The organism is Xanthobacter sp. AM11 (assembly GCF_047444035.1).
In the GTDB taxonomy this organism is placed as follows: Bacteria; Pseudomonadota; Alphaproteobacteria; order Rhizobiales; family Xanthobacteraceae; genus Xanthobacter.
The window spans coordinates 302,082-317,716 of the sequence record NZ_JBLAOA010000001.1; the positions used below are offsets into that span (position 1 = coordinate 302,082).

The 15,635-nt window shown below is 70.2% G+C and carries 12 protein-coding genes; 5 read left to right on the plus strand and 7 right to left on the minus strand.

The window, feature by feature from the left end; translation table 11 throughout:
- Positions 1-35 precede the first annotated feature (35 nt).
- Positions 36-1,136: an NAD(P)/FAD-dependent oxidoreductase gene (locus ACI7BZ_RS01380; protein WP_414115419.1), complete on the plus strand. Its 1,101-nt coding sequence runs from the start codon at positions 36-38 to the stop codon at positions 1,134-1,136.
- A 376-nt stretch (positions 1,137-1,512) separates the two neighbouring features.
- Here ACI7BZ_RS01380 and typA read toward each other — a convergent pair whose 3' ends face one another.
- Positions 1,513-3,342, minus strand: a complete 1,830-nt coding sequence (gene typA / locus ACI7BZ_RS01385) for a translational GTPase TypA (protein ID WP_414115420.1) — start codon at positions 3,340-3,342, stop codon at positions 1,513-1,515.
- 176 nt (positions 3,343-3,518) lie between these two features.
- Between typA and ACI7BZ_RS01390 the strand changes: the two genes are divergently transcribed.
- From ACI7BZ_RS01390 to ACI7BZ_RS01405, 4 genes are all read left to right on the plus strand, one after another.
- The gene (locus ACI7BZ_RS01390) at positions 3,519-3,983 is read left to right on the plus strand and encodes an ion channel (RefSeq protein ID WP_414115421.1); all 465 of its coding nucleotides are present in this window, start codon (positions 3,519-3,521) and stop codon (positions 3,981-3,983) included.
- A gap of 75 nt (positions 3,984-4,058) precedes the next feature.
- A complete protein-coding gene (locus tag ACI7BZ_RS01395) occupies positions 4,059-5,420 on the plus strand; it encodes a PP2C family protein-serine/threonine phosphatase (protein ID WP_414115422.1) in 1,362 nt (453 codons plus the stop codon).
- Positions 5,421-5,530: 110 nt separating this feature from the next.
- Positions 5,531-6,316, plus strand: coding sequence for an SDR family oxidoreductase (locus ACI7BZ_RS01400; protein ID WP_414115423.1), 786 nt, complete (start codon positions 5,531-5,533; stop codon positions 6,314-6,316).
- Between the two features lie 14 nt (positions 6,317-6,330).
- Complete coding sequence (locus ACI7BZ_RS01405) at positions 6,331-7,266, plus strand: dihydrodipicolinate synthase family protein (RefSeq protein ID WP_414115424.1); 936 nt, start codon at positions 6,331-6,333, stop codon at positions 7,264-7,266.
- A gap of 54 nt (positions 7,267-7,320) precedes the next feature.
- Here ACI7BZ_RS01405 and ACI7BZ_RS01410 read toward each other — a convergent pair whose 3' ends face one another.
- The 6 genes from ACI7BZ_RS01410 to ACI7BZ_RS01435 form a co-directional block, all read right to left on the minus strand.
- Positions 7,321-8,676 carry an MFS transporter gene (locus tag ACI7BZ_RS01410; protein WP_414115425.1) on the minus strand — a complete coding sequence of 452 codons (1,356 nt, stop codon included), beginning with the start codon at positions 8,674-8,676 and terminating at the stop codon, positions 7,321-7,323.
- A gap of 256 nt (positions 8,677-8,932) precedes the next feature.
- On the minus strand, positions 8,933-10,132 hold the full coding sequence (locus ACI7BZ_RS01415; RefSeq protein WP_414115426.1) for an amidohydrolase family protein: 1,200 nt from the start codon (positions 10,130-10,132) through the stop codon (positions 8,933-8,935).
- 127 nt (positions 10,133-10,259) lie between these two features.
- A complete protein-coding gene (locus ACI7BZ_RS01420) occupies positions 10,260-11,033 on the minus strand; it encodes a ferredoxin--NADP reductase (protein ID WP_414115427.1) in 774 nt (257 codons plus the stop codon).
- A 35-nt stretch (positions 11,034-11,068) separates the two neighbouring features.
- Positions 11,069-11,392, minus strand: a complete 324-nt coding sequence (fdxA, locus tag ACI7BZ_RS01425) for a ferredoxin FdxA (RefSeq protein ID WP_414115428.1) — start codon at positions 11,390-11,392, stop codon at positions 11,069-11,071.
- Positions 11,393-11,573: 181 nt separating this feature from the next.
- Positions 11,574-15,125: a molybdopterin cofactor-binding domain-containing protein gene (locus tag ACI7BZ_RS01430; protein ID WP_414115429.1), complete on the minus strand. Its 3,552-nt coding sequence runs from the start codon at positions 15,123-15,125 to the stop codon at positions 11,574-11,576.
- Positions 15,122-15,613, minus strand: coding sequence for a (2Fe-2S)-binding protein (locus ACI7BZ_RS01435; RefSeq protein WP_414115430.1), 492 nt, complete (start codon positions 15,611-15,613; stop codon positions 15,122-15,124). Before ACI7BZ_RS01435 ends, ACI7BZ_RS01430 begins: the two co-directional genes overlap by 4 nt.
- Positions 15,614-15,635 lie beyond the last annotated feature (22 nt).

The window sequence follows — 15,635 nt, forward strand, 5'->3', positions numbered from 1 at the left end:
ATGGTGCCGGACGCGATTCAGCGGACGGAAGCGGCATGGACCAGGTTGATTGCATCGTCATCGGCGCCGGCGTGGTGGGGCTCGCCACGGCCCGGGCGCTGGCCCTCGCAGGGCGGGAAGTGGTGGTGCTGGAGGCGGCGCAGGCCATCGGCACCGGCACGTCGTCCCGCAATTCCGAGGTCATCCACGCCGGCATCTATTACGAGCCGGGCAGCCTCAAGGCGCAGCTGTGCGTGCGCGGGCGCGATGCCCTCTATGGCTTCTGCGCCAGCCACGGGGTGCCCCACGCCCGGCCCGGCAAGCTCATTGTCGCCGCCAGCGCGCAGGAGGTGGCCTATCTGGAAAAGCTCGCCGCCACCGGCGCGGCCAACGGGGTGGACGACCTGCAGCTGATGGACGGCACGGCCGCCCGGCGGCTGGAGCCGGCGCTGCAGGTGCATGCCGCTTTGCTCTCGCCATCCACCGGCATCGTCGATTCCCATGGCCTCATGCTGGCGCTTCTGGGCGACATGGAAGCGGCTGGCGGCATGCTGGCCGTGTCCGCGCCGTTCGCGGCGGCGGAACCCGCCGCCGGCGGCCTCATCGTGCGCACCGGCGGCGCCGGGGCCATGGCGCTCGGCTGCCGCCTCCTGGTGAACGCCGCCGGCCTCGATGCGCCGGCCGTTGCCGGCGCCATCGCCGGCCTGCCGCCGCAGCTGGTGCCGGAGCAGAAGCTGGCCAAGGGCAATTATTTCACCTGCACCCGCAAGGTGCCGTTCCGCCACCTCATCTATCCGGTGCCGGAGGCGGGAGGCCTGGGCACCCACCTCACCCTCGACCTCGCCGGTCAGGGCCGGTTCGGGCCGGATGTGGAATGGGTGAGCGCGCGCCGCTACGAGGTGGACCCGGCCCGCAAGGCCTCCATGATGGCCTCCATCCGCCGCTACTGGCCGGACGTGGCCGAGGCGGACCTCGCCCCCGGCTATTCCGGCATCCGGCCGAAGATTGCGGGCAGGGACGGGAAGGCGCCGGATTTCGTCATCCAGGGGCCGGCGGCGCATGGCGTGCCGGGGCTGGTGAACCTGTTCGGCATCGAATCGCCGGGGCTCACCAGCTGCCTGGCGATTGCGGAGAAGGTGGTGGAGGCGGCGGAATAAACGCACCGGCGAACGGTCCGCCCCACCGCCGCTCTCACTTACCCCACCGTCGCCCTCACTTGCCCCACCGTCGCCCTCCGGCTTGACCGGAGGGTCCATGTTTCCGCTTGGGCGAACGGCGGAACGGGTGCTCCGGTCAAGCCGGAGCACGACGGCGGGAAGGGCCGACCGGTGGGCTTTTCACCTGTAGCAGCATCCTGCAGGAGCCTATCGCGGCGCCTTCGGCGACCGCTTGCGCTGGGCTTCGGCTCGCATTCCGCTCACGCGGCATGCGCCCGGAACACGGGGACGGCGCGATATGGCGAACCATCCAAAGAAAAAGGGCAGCGCCGGAGCCCTGCCCTTCTCCAAAGACCCTGAGTGGAAACGCCAGGCCTCACGCCAGCTCGGTTTCCTTCTCGCGCTCCTTGCGCTTGCGCTCGTTGGGATCGAGGTAGCGCTTGCGCAGGCGGATGGACTTGGGGGTCACCTCCACCAGTTCGTCGTCCTGGATCCAGGCCAGCGCGCGCTCCAGCGTCATGCGGATGGGCGGGGTCAGGCGCACCGCCTCGTCCTTGGAGGTGGTGCGGATGTTGGTGAGCTTCTTGCCCTTGAGCACGTTCACTTCCAGGTCGTTGTCCCGGTTGTGGATGCCCACCAGCATGCCCTGGTACACCTTCCAGCCCGGCTCGATGATCATCGGGCCGCGGTCTTCCAGGTTCCACAGGGCATAGGCCACCGCCTCGCCCGCCTCGTTGGCGATCAGCACGCCGTTGATGCGGCCGGCGATCTCGCCCTTGTAGGCGGCATAGCCGTGGAACAGCCGGTTCATGATGGCGGTGCCGCGGGTGTCGGTGAGCAGCTCCGACTGGTAGCCGATGAGGCCGCGGGTGGGGGCGTAGAAGACGAGGCGCTGGCGGTTGCCGCCGGAGGGGCGCATCTCCACCATCTCGGCCTTGCGCTCGCTCATCTTCTGCACGACGGTGCCGGAATATTCCTCGTCCACGTCGATGAGGACTTCCTCGATGGGCTCCATCATCTGACCGGTGGCCTCGTCCTTCTGGAAGACGACGCGCGGGCGCGACACGGCAAGCTCGAAGCCCTCGCGGCGCATGGTCTCGATCAGCACCGCCAGCTGCAGTTCGCCGCGGCCGGAGACGAAGAAGGAATCCTTCTCGGACGATTCCTCGATCTTCAGCGCCACATTGCCTTCCGCCTCGCGCAGCAGGCGGTCGCGGATGACGCGGCTGGTCACCTTGTCGCCCTCGGTGCCGGCCAGCGGACTGTCGTTGACGATGAAGGTCATGGTGACGGTGGGCGGGTCGATGGGCTGGGCCGCCAGGGGCTCGGTCACTTCCAGCGCGCAGAAGGTGTCGGCCACCGTGCCCTTGGACAGGCCGGCGATGGCGACGATATCGCCCTGCACGCCCTCATCAATGGGCTGGCGCTCGATGCCGCGGAAGGCGAGGATCTTGGAGACCCGGCCCTGCTCCACCAGGGAGCCGTCCTGCGCCAGCACCTTGATGGCCTGGTTCGGCTTGATGGAGCCGGAGGTGATGCGCCCGGTGATCATGCGGCCGAGGAAGGGGTTGGCCTCCAGGAGCGTGCCGATCATGCGGAACGGGCCGTCGTCCACGGTGGGCTCGGGCACGTGCTTCAGCACCAGGTCGAACAAAGGCGCCATGCCCTGGTCGGATGGGCCTTCCGGGCTCTCGGCCATCCAGCCGTTGCGGCCGGAGCCGTAGAGGATGGGGAAATCGAGCTGCTCGTCGGTGGCGTCCAGCGCGGCGAACAGGTCGAACACCTCGTTCACCACTTCCGTGATGCGGGCGTCGGAGCGGTCCACCTTGTTGATGGCGACGATGGGCTTGAGGCCCACCTTCAGCGCCTTGCCCACCACGAACTTGGTCTGGGGCATGGGACCCTCGGCGGCATCCACCAGCACGATGGCGCCGTCCACCATGTTCAGGATGCGCTCCACCTCGCCGCCGAAGTCGGCGTGGCCGGGGGTGTCGACGATGTTGATGCGCGTGTCCTTCCAGACCACCGAGGTGGCCTTGGCCAGGATGGTGATGCCGCGCTCCTTTTCCAGGTCGTTGGAATCCATCACGCGCTCGGCCACGCGCTGGTTCTCGCGGTAGGAGCCGGACTGCTTCAGCAGTTCGTCCACCAGCGTGGTCTTGCCGTGGTCAACGTGGGCGATGATGGCGATGTTGCGCAGCTTCATGGGCCGTCCAGCACAAAAGAGCGGGTCCGAGTGGCTCGGGCCCGCCGGGTCAGGGATTATTGCGGCGCAAAATACACACAAACCGACCAAGATCAATGCGCGCCCGGCAAAAGGTGGCCACCGCCCTTCCCTTGCCCCTGCGTCGGCCTTGCGCCCGCGCCGTTCATGGGCGATCCGTGGCCCAGCTTCAGAGGGAGGAAAAGGCGGTGTGGTTCCTCGACGGAGAGTTCCTGGTGGGGGCCCTCACCAGCATGGCGACCATCGCCATCCAGGCGCTGGCCACGGTGCTGGTGATCCGGCTCGGCCGCAATTCCACCCACCACCTGTCGGGCCGGCGGCGGATCACCACCCTCCTCATCGTCATGGGCGTTGCCGGGGTGCTGCTCACCTTCGCCCATTTCCTGGAGGTGGCGGTGTGGGCCACCATGTATGCGCTGCTGGGGGTCATCCACGAGAAGGACGCCTATTATTTTGCCTTCGTGAACTTTACCACCCTGGGTTACGGCGACATGCTGCCGGTGGCGCGCTGGCGGGTGCTCGGCCCCATCACGGCGGCGAACGGGATGCTGCTGTTCGGCTGGTCCACGGCGGTGCTGTTCGCCGTGCTGTCGCGGGTGCTGCGCATCCTGCGTTTGCAGTAAGCGCGCGGCTTTCCCCGCGCTATAGTGGCGGCGCCGCGAGGACCGCCATGACACCGCTGACACGACGCCGCTGACATGACACCGCCGACACGAGACGAGGCCGAGGCCCGCCCCCTCGGGCCCGGCGAGGCCGCCGCCGCTGCCCGCCGGATGGCGCAGCACCCCTATTTCGTGGATTTCCCCGAAGCCGACCTCGCCGCCGTCATCGCCGAGGGCGAGATCGTCACCGCCCCGCCGGGCACCCGCCTCATCCACCGCGGCGACACCGGCAGCTTCGCCCTGCTGGTGCTGGAGGGCACCACCGTCGTCACCATCGACACCGCCTATGAGCGGGTGGAACTGGCGCGCCACGCGGCGCCGGCGGTGGTGGGCGAGATCGCGGCCATCACCGGCGTGGTGCGTACCGCCCATGTGGATGCGCTCACCCCCATCCGGGCGGTGCGCGTCTCCGCCGGTACGCTGGATGCGGCGGGCCAGACCCACCCCGCCCTCCTTTCCGCGCTGATGCGCCAGTTCGGCCACCGGTTCGAAACCTTCAACCGCGCCTTCGGCTTCTACGCCAATGCGCTGAACGCGCTGGAGCAGCACGATTTCGACCTGCGGCTCCTGGACGAGCTGCGCAACCCGCTGCCGGAGATGGTGAACTTCGCCCACTCGTTCCGCCGCCTCGCCGAGGCCATCATGCTGCGGGTGGCGGAGCGCAGGGAGATGGCGAGCGCGGCGGCGATCCAGCGCGCCATGCTGCCCCCGCCCTTGCCGCGTGATGCCCTGGGCGGGCGGGCGGACATCTGCGCCGAGATGCGGCCGGCAAAGAATGTGGGCGGCGATTTCTACGATTACTTCCTCATCGACGCCAACCGGCTGGTGGTGAGCCTCGGCGACGTATCGGGCAAGGGCACCCCCGCCGCCCTGTTCATGTGCGCCACCCAGACCGCCCTGCGCATGGAGCTGCGCAGCGAGAAGGACCTCGCCCACGCCATCGCCGCGGTGAACGACCTGTTGTGCGCCACCAACAGCGAGGACCTCTTCGTCACCCTGTTCTGCGCCGTCATCGACCTGTCCACCGGCGAGGTCTGCTACTGCAATTGCGGCCACACGGAAGGCATGGTGCTGCGCGCCGACGGCAGCGTGGAGCGGGCCGGCCCCACCGGCATGGCACTGGCCATCCTCGAAGGCGCGCAGCCCCGGGCCGCCCGGCTGCGGCTTGCGGCGGGGGACCGGCTGTTCCTGTTCTCCGACGGACTGACGGACGCCGTGGACACCTGCGAGGCGGTGTTCGGCGAGGAGCGGCTGGACGCCGCCGTGGCGCAGCGGCGCCACCTGCCGGTGGGGGCCTTCGTGCCCGACCTCATCGACGCCATCGCCGCCTATTCCGGCGAGGCCCCGCAATTCGACGACATGACCGCCCTGGCGGTGGCCTTCGCCGGGCCGGGCTGACATCCCCACCCGCCCGCACCCCCTACCTTGCATCCGCCGGCCGGACTATACGGGGGGCACATGGCACGCCCGCGCGCCCGTCCGGCGGCGCGCCGCGCAGAGGATGCAGCATGGATCTCGGATTGAAGGGCAAGACCGCACTCGTTCTCGGCGCGGGCGGCGGCCTCGGCGGCGCCATCGCCGCGACGCTGGCGCGCGAGGGGGCGCGGGTGGCGCTGGGCGACATCGACGACGCGGCAATCGCCCGCCTCGCCACCACCATCACCGATGCGGGCGGCGAGGCCCTCGCCCTGCCCTTCGACCTTTCCGACATCGCCGGCATCGACGCCCGGGTGGCGGCCATCGAGGCGGCGCTGGGGCCGGTGGACGTGCTGGTGAACAATACCGGCGGCCCGCCCCCCACCCCGGCCGCGGGCCAGGACCCGGAGCTGTGGACGAAGAGCTTCGGGCAGATGGTGCTGTCGGTCATCACCCTCACCGACCGGGTGCTGCCGCAGATGCGGGCGCGCAAATGGGGGCGGATCATCACCTCCACCTCCTCCGGCGTGGTGGCGCCCATCCCCAACCTCGGCATCTCCAACGCCCTGCGCCTGTCCCTCGTGGGCTGGTCCAAGACGCTGGCGCGCGAGGTGGCGCGGGATGGGGTGACGGCGAACATCGTGCTGCCCGGCCGCATCGCCACCGCGCGCATCACCTTCCTCGATGCCCAGAAGGCCAAGCGCGAGGGCCGCACGGTGGAGGAGGTCGCCGCCGAGAGCACCGCCTCCATCCCCGTGGGGCGCTATGGCGACCCGCAGGAATATGCCGACGTGGTGGCCTTCCTCGCCTCGGCGCCCGCCTCCTATGTCACCGGCTCGGTCATCCGCGTGGATGGCGGCCTCATCGCCAGCATCTGACCCGCAGGCCGCTTATGCTTCTCGATGCCACCGCCGCCGGCCTCTTCCCCATCGCGCCCACGCCCTTCCTGGCGGACGGGCGGATCGACGACGCCTCGGTGGAAACCCTTATTTCCCGCTATCTGGAGGCCGGGGCCACCGGCGTCACCGTGCTCGGCATCATGGGCGAGGCGCCCAAGCTGGAGCCGGAGGAAGCCCTGAGCCTCACCGCCCGCTTCATCGCCGGCATGGGCCGGCTGCCGGTGGTGGTCGGCGTCTCCGCGCCGGGCTTTGCCGCCATGCGCTGGCTGGCCCGCGCGGTGATGGAGAAGGGCGCCGCCGGCGTCATGATCGCCCCGCCGCCGCACCTGCGCACCGACGACCAGATCACCGGCTATTACGCCCAGGCGGTGGAGGCCATCGGCACCGACATTCCCTTCGTCATCCAGGACTATCCGCTCACCCTCACGGTACAGATGACGCCGAAGGTGATCCGCCACGTCGTCGAGCAGCACGCCTCCTGCGTGATGCTGAAGCACGAGGACTGGCCGGGGCTGGAGAAGATTTCGGCCCTGCGCGCCTTCCAGGCCGAGGGCAGCATGCGGCCCATCTCCATCCTCACCGGCAATGGCGGGCTGTTTCTGGATTTCGAGATGGAGCGCGGCGCCGACGGGGCCATGACCGGCTACGCCTTCCCCGAAATGCTGGCCGACGTGGTGCGCCTCACCCGTGCCGGCGCGCGGGAGGCGGCGCACGATTTGTTCGACGCCCACCTGCCCCTGCTGCGCTACGAGCAGCAGCAGGGCGTGGGGCTGGCGGTGCGTAAATATGTGCTGATGCAGCGTGGCTTCATCGCCTGCGACGCCCAGCGCCGGCCCGGCGCCGCCCTCACCGCCAGGGCCCGGGCGGAGGTGGACTACCTGCTCGCCCGCCTCGCCCGGCACGACGCGCGGGCGCAGCTTTCCGCCTGAAGCCCGGGCGGGCTCCGGCACGGGCGGCCGCGGCCGCCCGGCCTTGGGCGGGGGTCAATGGGTGATGTCGATGTCCCGCGTCTCCTTGCCCAGCAGCAGGGCCGCCAGGGTGATGAGCGCCATGACGGTGAGATAGACCCCTACCCAGAACGGGCTGCCCCCACCATAGCTCCACAGCGCCACCGCGATGAACGGGGCCACCGCCGCGCCGAGAATGGACGACACATTGTAGGCGATGCCCGAGCCGGTGTAGCGCACATTGGCGGGAAACAGCTCCGGCAGCAGCGCCCCCATGGGCCCGAAAGTCAGCCCCATGAGGGTGAAGCCGATGACCAGCCAGGCCACCACGCCCAGCGGCCCGGCCGAGAGGATGGGCACCCACAAGAGGCCGAACAGGGCGATGGCGGCGGTGATCCAGATCAGCGTGCGGCGGCGGCCCCAGCGGTCGGCCCAGGGGCCGGACACCATGGTGAAGATGCCGAAGAACACCACGCCGAAGATCATCAGCAGCACGAAGGTGGTGTAGTTGTAGCCGAGGCCCGGCAGCTCTGCGGTGGTGGCCGCGCGCCCGTAGCTCAGCGAGAAGGTGGTCATCAGGTAGAACAGGACATAGGTGGCCAGCATGTAGAAGGTGCCGAGGATCAGCTCCCGCCAGTAGGTGCGGAAGGCGGCGGCCAGGGGCAGCTTCTGGATGCGCCCGCGCTCCACCGCCTTGGCGAAGGCCGGGCTTTCCACCAGGTTGAGGCGCACCCACAGGCCCACCGCCACCATCACCACCGAGAACAGGAAGGGGATGCGCCAGCCCCACGCCAGGAAGGCGTCCGACGGCCGCGAGGGGTCGTCCGAGGGCATCAGCGCGGCGATGGCGAGGAACAGGCCGTTGGCGATGATGAAGCCCAGCGGCGCCCCCAGCTGGGGGAAGGTGCCGTACACGGCGCGCTTGCCGGCCGGGGCATTCTCGGTGGCCACCAGCGCCGCCCCGCTCCATTCGCCGCCCAGCGCGAAGCCCTGGGCCAGGCGCAGCACCACCAGCAGCGCGGGCGCAAGCCAGCCGGCCACCGCATAGGTGGGCAAAAAGCCGATGAGGAAGGTGGCGATGCCCATGGTGAGCAGCGCCCCCACCAGCGTGATCTTGCGCCCCTTCTTGTCCCCCAGATGGCCGAAGAAGATGGCGCCCAGCGGCCGGGCCACCATGGCCGCGCCGAACACGGCGAAGGAGGCGAGCAGCGCCGTCCGCTCGTTGCCCGCCGGAAAGAAGAGGTGCGGGAACACGAGCACCGCGGCGGTGGCATAGACGTAGAAATCGTAGAATTCGATGGTGGTGCCGACAAGGCTGGCAAGGATCACCCGCGAGCGCGGATTGACCGTGGCAGCCTCGCCCGCAGGCGACAATAGGGCGGTGGAAGACATGATGTGCGCTTGAGCCTGCAGGTGTTGGTCTGCCCCGCGGATAGGCCCGGCACGCACGGGCGCTGGCTCGGGCCCTCATACCAGCGGCGCCGGGGCACTGCCGGGGGCCGATGGCATTTTATGTCGTGCCGGGTGGGGGCAGAATGTCCCGGCACGTCGTCAGGCTGGGCGCGGTGATAGATTATTGCGCCGGCTTTGGCCAGCACCCTGCCCCGCCCTGCTGCATGGCGGCCCTGCCGCCGCCGCATGGCCGCCCTCAGGCCTTCACCACGAACGGCATCCGGGTGGCCGGCGGCGTGTTGCGCGAACGCTCGGTGCGCACGATGCCGTCGATGATGGTCATGCCGATGCCCGGCAGGTCGCCGAGCCGCACGCTCTCCAGAAGGCTGGCGCCGGCCGAGTGCTGGGCGGTGTCCATGATGACGAAGTCCGCCACCCGTCCCACCTCGATGAGGCCGCAGTCCAGGTTGCGCATGCGCGCGGTGTTGCCGGTGGCGAGGCAGAAGGCCTCCTCCGCCGGCAGGTCGCCCAGGGAGGACAGCAGCGAGACCATGCGCAGGATGCCCAGCGGCTGCACGCCCGAGCCGGCCGGCCCGTCGGTGCCCAGGATGACGCGGTGAAGCTCGCCCATCTCGCGGGCGATGCGCAGGGTGTAGAGGGCGGAGCGCTCGTTGCCGTTGTGCACCAGCTCCAGCCCGCGCTTGCAACCCTCGCAGATGCAGCGGATCTGCCCGTCGGGCAGCGCGGTGTGGCCGCCGTTGATGTGGCCCACCACGTCGGCGTCCGCCTCCAGCACCACATCCTTGTCGATGAGGCCGGAACCGGGAATGGAGGGGCCGCCGGTGTGGATGGTGGACTGGATGCCGTACTTGCGCGCCCATGCCACCATCTTCTTCGCGGTGGGGCCGTCCTTCACGCCGCCGAGGCCCACCTCGCCCAGGAGCTTCACGCCGGCCGCGGCCAGCTCCTTGAAGTCGTTCTCCTCCATCTCGTGCTCGATGACCGGGGCGCCGGCATGCAGCTTCACCCCGCCGGGGCGGAAGGCGGAGAAGCTGCGCTGGGCGGTGATGGCGAGGGCCTTGATGCCGATCACGTCGCGCGGGCGGCCGGGGTAATGCACCTCCCCCGCCGAAATCATGGTGGTGACGCCGCCATGCAGCGAACTGTCGATCCAGTTGATCTGGCTCTGGCGCGGGGTCCAGTCGCCGGCCACCGGGTGCACGTGGCTGTCGATGAGGCCGGGGGTCAGGGTGGCGCCGTTGGCGTCCACCGTGGTGGTGGCGCCGTGCGTGTCCACGTCCTTCAGGCGGCCGATGGCGGTGATGCGGCCGTTTTCAGCGACGATGGTGTCGGCGTCGAGGATGGGCCGCTGCAGGTCGCCGCTCAGGATGAGGCCGATGTTGCGGACGACGAGCTTGGTGGGGCCGGCCGGGCCGCCGGGGGCATCATGGGCCATGTCGCATCTCCGCGCGCGGGCCGGAGAACGCGGGGCGATCCCGGCAGATTATTTGTAAGCATATGAATGTTAGGCCCCGGCGCCGGCCTTGAAAACCGCGCCGGGGCGAAAATTTTCGCGCCCGGCGTCAGCGCTCCGCGAACGCCTTTTCCAGCACGAAGTCGCCGGCCTCGCCGTGGTTGCCCTCGGCAAAGCCACGGGCCTCCAGCATGGCGCGCAGCTCCCCCATCATCTGCGGCGAGCCGCACAGCATCACCCGGTCGCGGGCCGGGTCGAGGGGTGGCGTGCCGATGTCCTGAAACAGCCTGCCGCTCTCGATCAGGTCGGTGACGCGGCCGCGGTTGCGGAACGGTTCACGGGTCACGGTGGGGTAATAGACCAGCTTTTGGGTGATTTCCTCGCCGAGGAATTCGTGGCCCGGCAGGTCGCGGGCGATGAGGTCGCCATAGGCCAGTTCCGCCACCTCGCGGCAGCCGTGCACCAGCACCACCTTTTCAAAGCGGGCATAGGTTTCCGGGTCGCGGATGATGGACAGGAAGGGGGCAAGGCCGGTGCCGGTGCCCAAAAGATAGAGCGTCTGCCCGTCGCGCAGATTGTCGATGACCAGGGTTCCGGTGGCCTTGCGGCCGACGATGATGGGGTCGCCCACCTTGAGGTGCTGGAGGCGCGAGGTCAAAGGGCCGTCCGGCACCTTGATGGAGAAGAATTCAAGGTTTTCGTCGTAGTTCGGGCTCACCACCGAATAGGCGCGCAGCAACGGCTTGCCCTCCACCCGCAGGCCGATCATGGTGAACTCGCCGTTGCGGAAGCGGAAGCCGGCATCGCGGGTGGCGGTGAAGCTGAACAGGCGGTCGGTCCAGTGGCGAACGCTGAGCACGCGCTCTTCCATCAGGTTGCTCATGGGGACGGCTCCGGAAGGTCTTGTGGCGGGAAGGTTCAGGGAGCGGGAGAGAACAGCGCCGCCTTGCCGTCGCGCCCGTTCCAGGCGTCCGCATCCTCCGGCGGCGTGCCCTTCTGGGTGATGTTGGGCCACTTCTGCGCATATTCGGCGTTGATCTGTGTCCACCGGCCGGCGCGCGGGTCCGTGTCCGGCACGATGGCGGCGGCGGGGCATTCCGGCTCGCACACACCGCAGTCGATGCATTCGTCGGGATGGATCACCAGCATGGTTTCGCCGGCATAGAAGCAATCCACCGGGCAGACCGACACGCAGTCCATGTATTTGCAGCGGATGCAGCCTTCGGTGACGACATAGGGCATGGGCGGGGTTCCGCGTGGACGGCACAGGGGCGGCTGCGCCGTATTTTGTTTGTGTACAAATGAAATTTATGAAGACGATCCCGGCCTGTCAACGCGGCGCATGGCCGGCGCGTGCAGATATTTCGGGCAGCGCTGCCGGCAGAACGGGCAGCGCGGTCTCTGTCCTGGCGTGAGGGCGCGATCAGTGCCCCGCCGGCGCCGCCCGCAGCCGGGCCACCGTCGCCTCCAGCCCCTCCCAGGCCGGGGCATCGGGGGCAAAGGTGGTGCGGATGTAGCGGGCAAGGGCCGCCACCTGGCTGTCGTCGAGGCTGTCGCGGAACGCCGGCATGTCGCCCAGCGCCTGCGCCGCAGGCAGGGGAATGCCGTCGAGGATCACCCGGATGAGGTTGTCCGGCCGCGCCGCATGGACATTGGTGTTGAGCGCCAGCGCCGGGCGCACGCCGAACAGGGTCGGCCCGTCCTGCGCGTGGCAGGCGGCGCAGGCGCCCTCGTAGAGCTTGCCGCCGAGGCTGTCGAGCGGGCGCAGGGCGGCGGCGGAACGCGCCTCCAGCTCCGCCGCCCGCGCCGCCGCATCGGCCAGGGGCGGGCCGGAGAAGGAGGCGAGATAGGTGGCCATGGCGCGGATGTCCGCATCCGGCAGCTGCGCCAGCTCGCGCACCACCGGCGCCATGGGCCCGGCGGCGGTGCCGTGGAGCGGCGAGAAGCCGGTCCGCAGATAGGAATAAAGCTCCGGCTCGGTCCACGGAATGGGCGCCGCGGACAAGGCGGTGAAGGCGGGGGCCTCCCATCCGTCCACCCGCGCGCCGGCAAATTTCGCCGCCCCGCCCCGTTCCGCGCCGAGCAGGTTGCGCGGCGTGTGGCAGGCGCCGCAATGGCCGAGCCCCTCCACCAGATAGGCGCCGCGGTTCCATTGCGGCGAGCGGGCGGGGTCGGGCGCCAGCGGGCCGGGGCGCAGGAACAGGGCGTTCCAGCCGGCCATCAGCGGGCGGATGTTGAAGGGAAACGTCATCTGCGCCTGCGGCGTCGGCGCATGAACCGCCGGCTGCGACATGAGGAAGGCATAGAGCGCCTGCAGGTCGGTGTCGGACGCCCGGGTGAAGGCGGTGTAGGGGAAGGCCGGGTAGAGATGCCGCCCGTCCCGCGAGATGCCGTCCCGCATGGCCCGCTCGAACGCCGCATAGGACCAGCCGCCGATGCCGGTGGCGGGATCGGGCGTGAGATTGGTGGCGTAGACGGTGCCGAACGGGGTCTGCATGGCCCGCCCGCCCGCATTCACGGCGCCGCCCGGCACGGTGTGGCACACCGCGCAGTCGCCCAGGGCCGCCAGCTGGCGGCCGCGGGCGATCATCTCGGCGGAGAACAGGGCCGGGTCCGGCGGGGCGATGGGAGCGATGGCGCCGCGCAGGGGCATGGCGATGGCGGCCATGCCGAGGGCGCCGGCCAGCGCCGCCCCGGCCAGCGCGAACCAGGACCGCCGCGCCGGCGCGGGCTTCGGCTCCTGCGGCCGCGGCTGCCCGGAAAGGGCGGCGCGCACCTTGTCCGGCGTGAAGGGCGGCTCGCGCAGCCGCACGCCGGTGGCGTCGAAGATGGCATTGGCGATGGCCGCCGCGCTGGGCACGGACGCCGATTCGCCGGAGCCGAGGGGCGGCTCCTCCGGCCGCGGCATCAGCACCACGTTGATCACCGGCACTTCCGGGAAGGTGAGGATGGGGTAGGCGCCCCATTCCCGGCTGGCCACCGCCGTGTCGGTGAAGCGCACCTCCTCCTTCAGCGCCCGGCTGGTGGACTGGATGACGTTGCCGTGGATCTGATGCTCGATGCCGGCGGGATTGATCATCAGGCCGGAATCCTGCCCCACCACCACCCGCGTCACCTTCACGTCGCCGGTGGCCCGGTTCACCTCCACCTCCGCCACCCAGGCGGACCAGGCGGCGCCGTAGCCGGGGAATTTGGAGTGCACGTAAAGGGCATAGGCGAAGCCCTGCCCGCGCACCACGTCGCCCTCCACCACCTCCATCCGCGGCCCGGTGCGATGCACCCAGCCGGCCCGCGCCGCCACCTCCTTCACCAGGTCCACCGCCCGCGGATCATGCAGGTAGCGCAGGCGATAGCCCACCGGATCGACCCCCGCGGCGGCGGCCAATTCGTCGATATAGCTTTCGTGGGCGAAGGAATTGGGCAAAGCGGAAACGCCGCGCAGCCAGGCGGCGCGCACGATGGGGGCCATGTCGTGCACCGCCACCCGCATGTTGTCGTAGGCATAGGGCGGGATGGCGGTGCGGTCGCCCATCTGGAACACCGGATTGTCCGCCGGCACCTGCCCCGTCAGCAGCAGCGCCAGCGTGGTGGCGGCGTTGGAGGGGTAGCGGGTGGAAAAATCATAGGCGGCCGGCGTGCCGTCGGCCTGGAGCCCGCCTTTCACCTCCATGAGCTGGGCCGCGCCCTTGGGCTCCCAGGCATGTTCCTGCTCGCGGGTCAGCTGCACCCGCACCGGCCGGCCCACGGCGCGCGAGAGCAGGGCGGCATCGGCCGCCACGTCGTCGGCGCAGTTGCGGCCATAGCAGCCTGCGGCCTCGAACCGCAGGATCTCCACCTGCTCCTCCGGCAGGCCGAGGAGCAAGGCGATGTCGGTGCGCAGGGGATAGGGATTCTGCGTGCCGGACCAGATGGTGGCGCCCTGCGCACGCACATCGGCAACCGCGCAGGAGGGGCCGATGGAGCCGTGCATCTGGAACGGCCAGACATAGGTGCGGTCGAGGGGGATGGCGGCCGTCTCCCGCGCTCCCGCCACGTCGCCCCGCTCCAGAAGGGTGCGCACGGTGGCGGGGTTGGCGCGCAGGGCCGTCTCCACGTCGGCGAGGTCGGGCAGGGGCGGCGGCGGCTTCCATTTCACCACGAGGCGGCGGGCGGCTTCCGCCGCCTGCTCCTCCCGCTCGGCGACGATGCCGATGAAATCACCCACGGTCACCAGCGCCACCACGCCGGCGATGCCGGCGATGGAGCTCTCGTCCACGCCGATGAGGCTGCGGCCGATGAAATCGCCCCCGTCCACCCCGGCATAAGGCGGGCGCACGACGCGGCCGTGCAGCATTCCCGGCACGCGCACGTCGTGCACATAGACGAACTGGCCGGTGGCCTTGGCGGGAATATCCACCCGCGGCATGGGCCGGCCGACGATGCGATGCTCGGCCACCGGCTTCACCGCCACCGCATCCGCCAGCATCAGCCGGTCCTGCCGGCCGGCCAGCAGCGCGGCGTAGGAGAGGCCGGCATTGCTCCCCGTCCGGGGATGCACCACGCCGTCGGTGACGGTGAGCGCCCCGGCGGGCATGCCGAGGGCGGCGGCGGCGAGGCCCACCAGATGGTGGCGCGCCTGGGCCGCGGCGTGGCGCAGCGGGATGGCCGACACCTGGATCGAATCGCTGGCGATGGTGGCACCCTGGTTGGGCGTGCCGCCGGTATGGCCGAGCACCATCACCACCTGTGCGAACGGGACATCCAGCTCCTCGGCGACGATCTGCGCCAAAGCGGTGCGGATGCCGGTGCCAAGATCCACATGGCCATTGAAGGCCAGCACCGCCCCCGCATCATCCATGAACAGGAACAGGTCCAGCGCCCCGTCCTGCGGCGGCGCGCTGGGCACGAGGCCGTGCACCGGGCGGGCCGGACGCAGCACGGCGAGGGAGCCGGCGCGGGCCAACAGCGCCTCGGGGGAGACCGCCGGCGCGCTCATGCCTTGTCCCCTGCGCCGGCGGCGCCCATCTCGCGGGCGGCGCGCATCACCGCATTGAGGATTTCCACATGCGTCCCGCAGCGGCACAGATTGAAGCGCAGCGCCTGGCGCACCGCTTCGAGGTCGGGATCGGGATGGCGCAGGAGGAAAGCGGCGGCGGTCATGATCATCCCATTGAGGCAATAGCCGCACTGGGCGGCCTGCTCGGCAATGAAGGCGGCCTGCACCGGGTGCGGCCGTTCCGGCGTGCCGAGGCCCTCCAGCGTGGTGATGGAGCGACCCTCGGCGGTGCCCAGCCGGACCACGCAGGCGCGCGCCGCCACCCCGTCCATGAGCACCGTGCATGCACCGCACTCGCCCAGCCCGCAGCCGAACTTGGGGCCGTTCAGGCTCAGGTCGTTGCGCAGCACAAAGAGCAGCGGCGTATCGCGGGGCAGCGCGAAGCTGTGCGGGGTCCCGTTCACCGTCAGCGTCACCACGTCCGCCATGTCAGGCCGGCCCTTTCGCGCG

Excerpts from the sequence above, each read along its gene's own strand:
- ACI7BZ_RS01380 (WP_414115419.1), top strand. The coding sequence starts at position 36 with ATGGACCAGGTTGATTGCATCGTCATCGGCGCCGGCGTGGTGGGGCTC.
- typA (WP_414115420.1), bottom strand. The coding sequence starts at position 3,342 with ATGAAGCTGCGCAACATCGCCATCATCGCCCACGTTGACCACGGCAAG.
- ACI7BZ_RS01395 (WP_414115422.1), top strand. The coding sequence starts at position 4,059 with ATGACACCGCCGACACGAGACGAGGCCGAGGCCCGCCCCCTCGGGCCC.
- ACI7BZ_RS01400 (WP_414115423.1), top strand. The coding sequence starts at position 5,531 with ATGGATCTCGGATTGAAGGGCAAGACCGCACTCGTTCTCGGCGCGGGC.
- ACI7BZ_RS01405 (WP_414115424.1), top strand. The coding sequence starts at position 6,331 with ATGCTTCTCGATGCCACCGCCGCCGGCCTCTTCCCCATCGCGCCCACG.
- ACI7BZ_RS01410 (WP_414115425.1), bottom strand. The coding sequence starts at position 8,676 with ATGTCTTCCACCGCCCTATTGTCGCCTGCGGGCGAGGCTGCCACGGTC.
- ACI7BZ_RS01415 (WP_414115426.1), bottom strand. The coding sequence starts at position 10,132 with ATGGCCCATGATGCCCCCGGCGGCCCGGCCGGCCCCACCAAGCTCGTC.
- ACI7BZ_RS01420 (WP_414115427.1), bottom strand. The coding sequence starts at position 11,033 with ATGAGCAACCTGATGGAAGAGCGCGTGCTCAGCGTTCGCCACTGGACC.
- fdxA (WP_414115428.1), bottom strand. The coding sequence starts at position 11,392 with ATGCCCTATGTCGTCACCGAAGGCTGCATCCGCTGCAAATACATGGAC.
- ACI7BZ_RS01430 (WP_414115429.1), bottom strand. The coding sequence starts at position 15,125 with ATGAGCGCGCCGGCGGTCTCCCCCGAGGCGCTGTTGGCCCGCGCCGGC.
- ACI7BZ_RS01435 (WP_414115430.1), bottom strand. The coding sequence starts at position 15,613 with ATGGCGGACGTGGTGACGCTGACGGTGAACGGGACCCCGCACAGCTTC.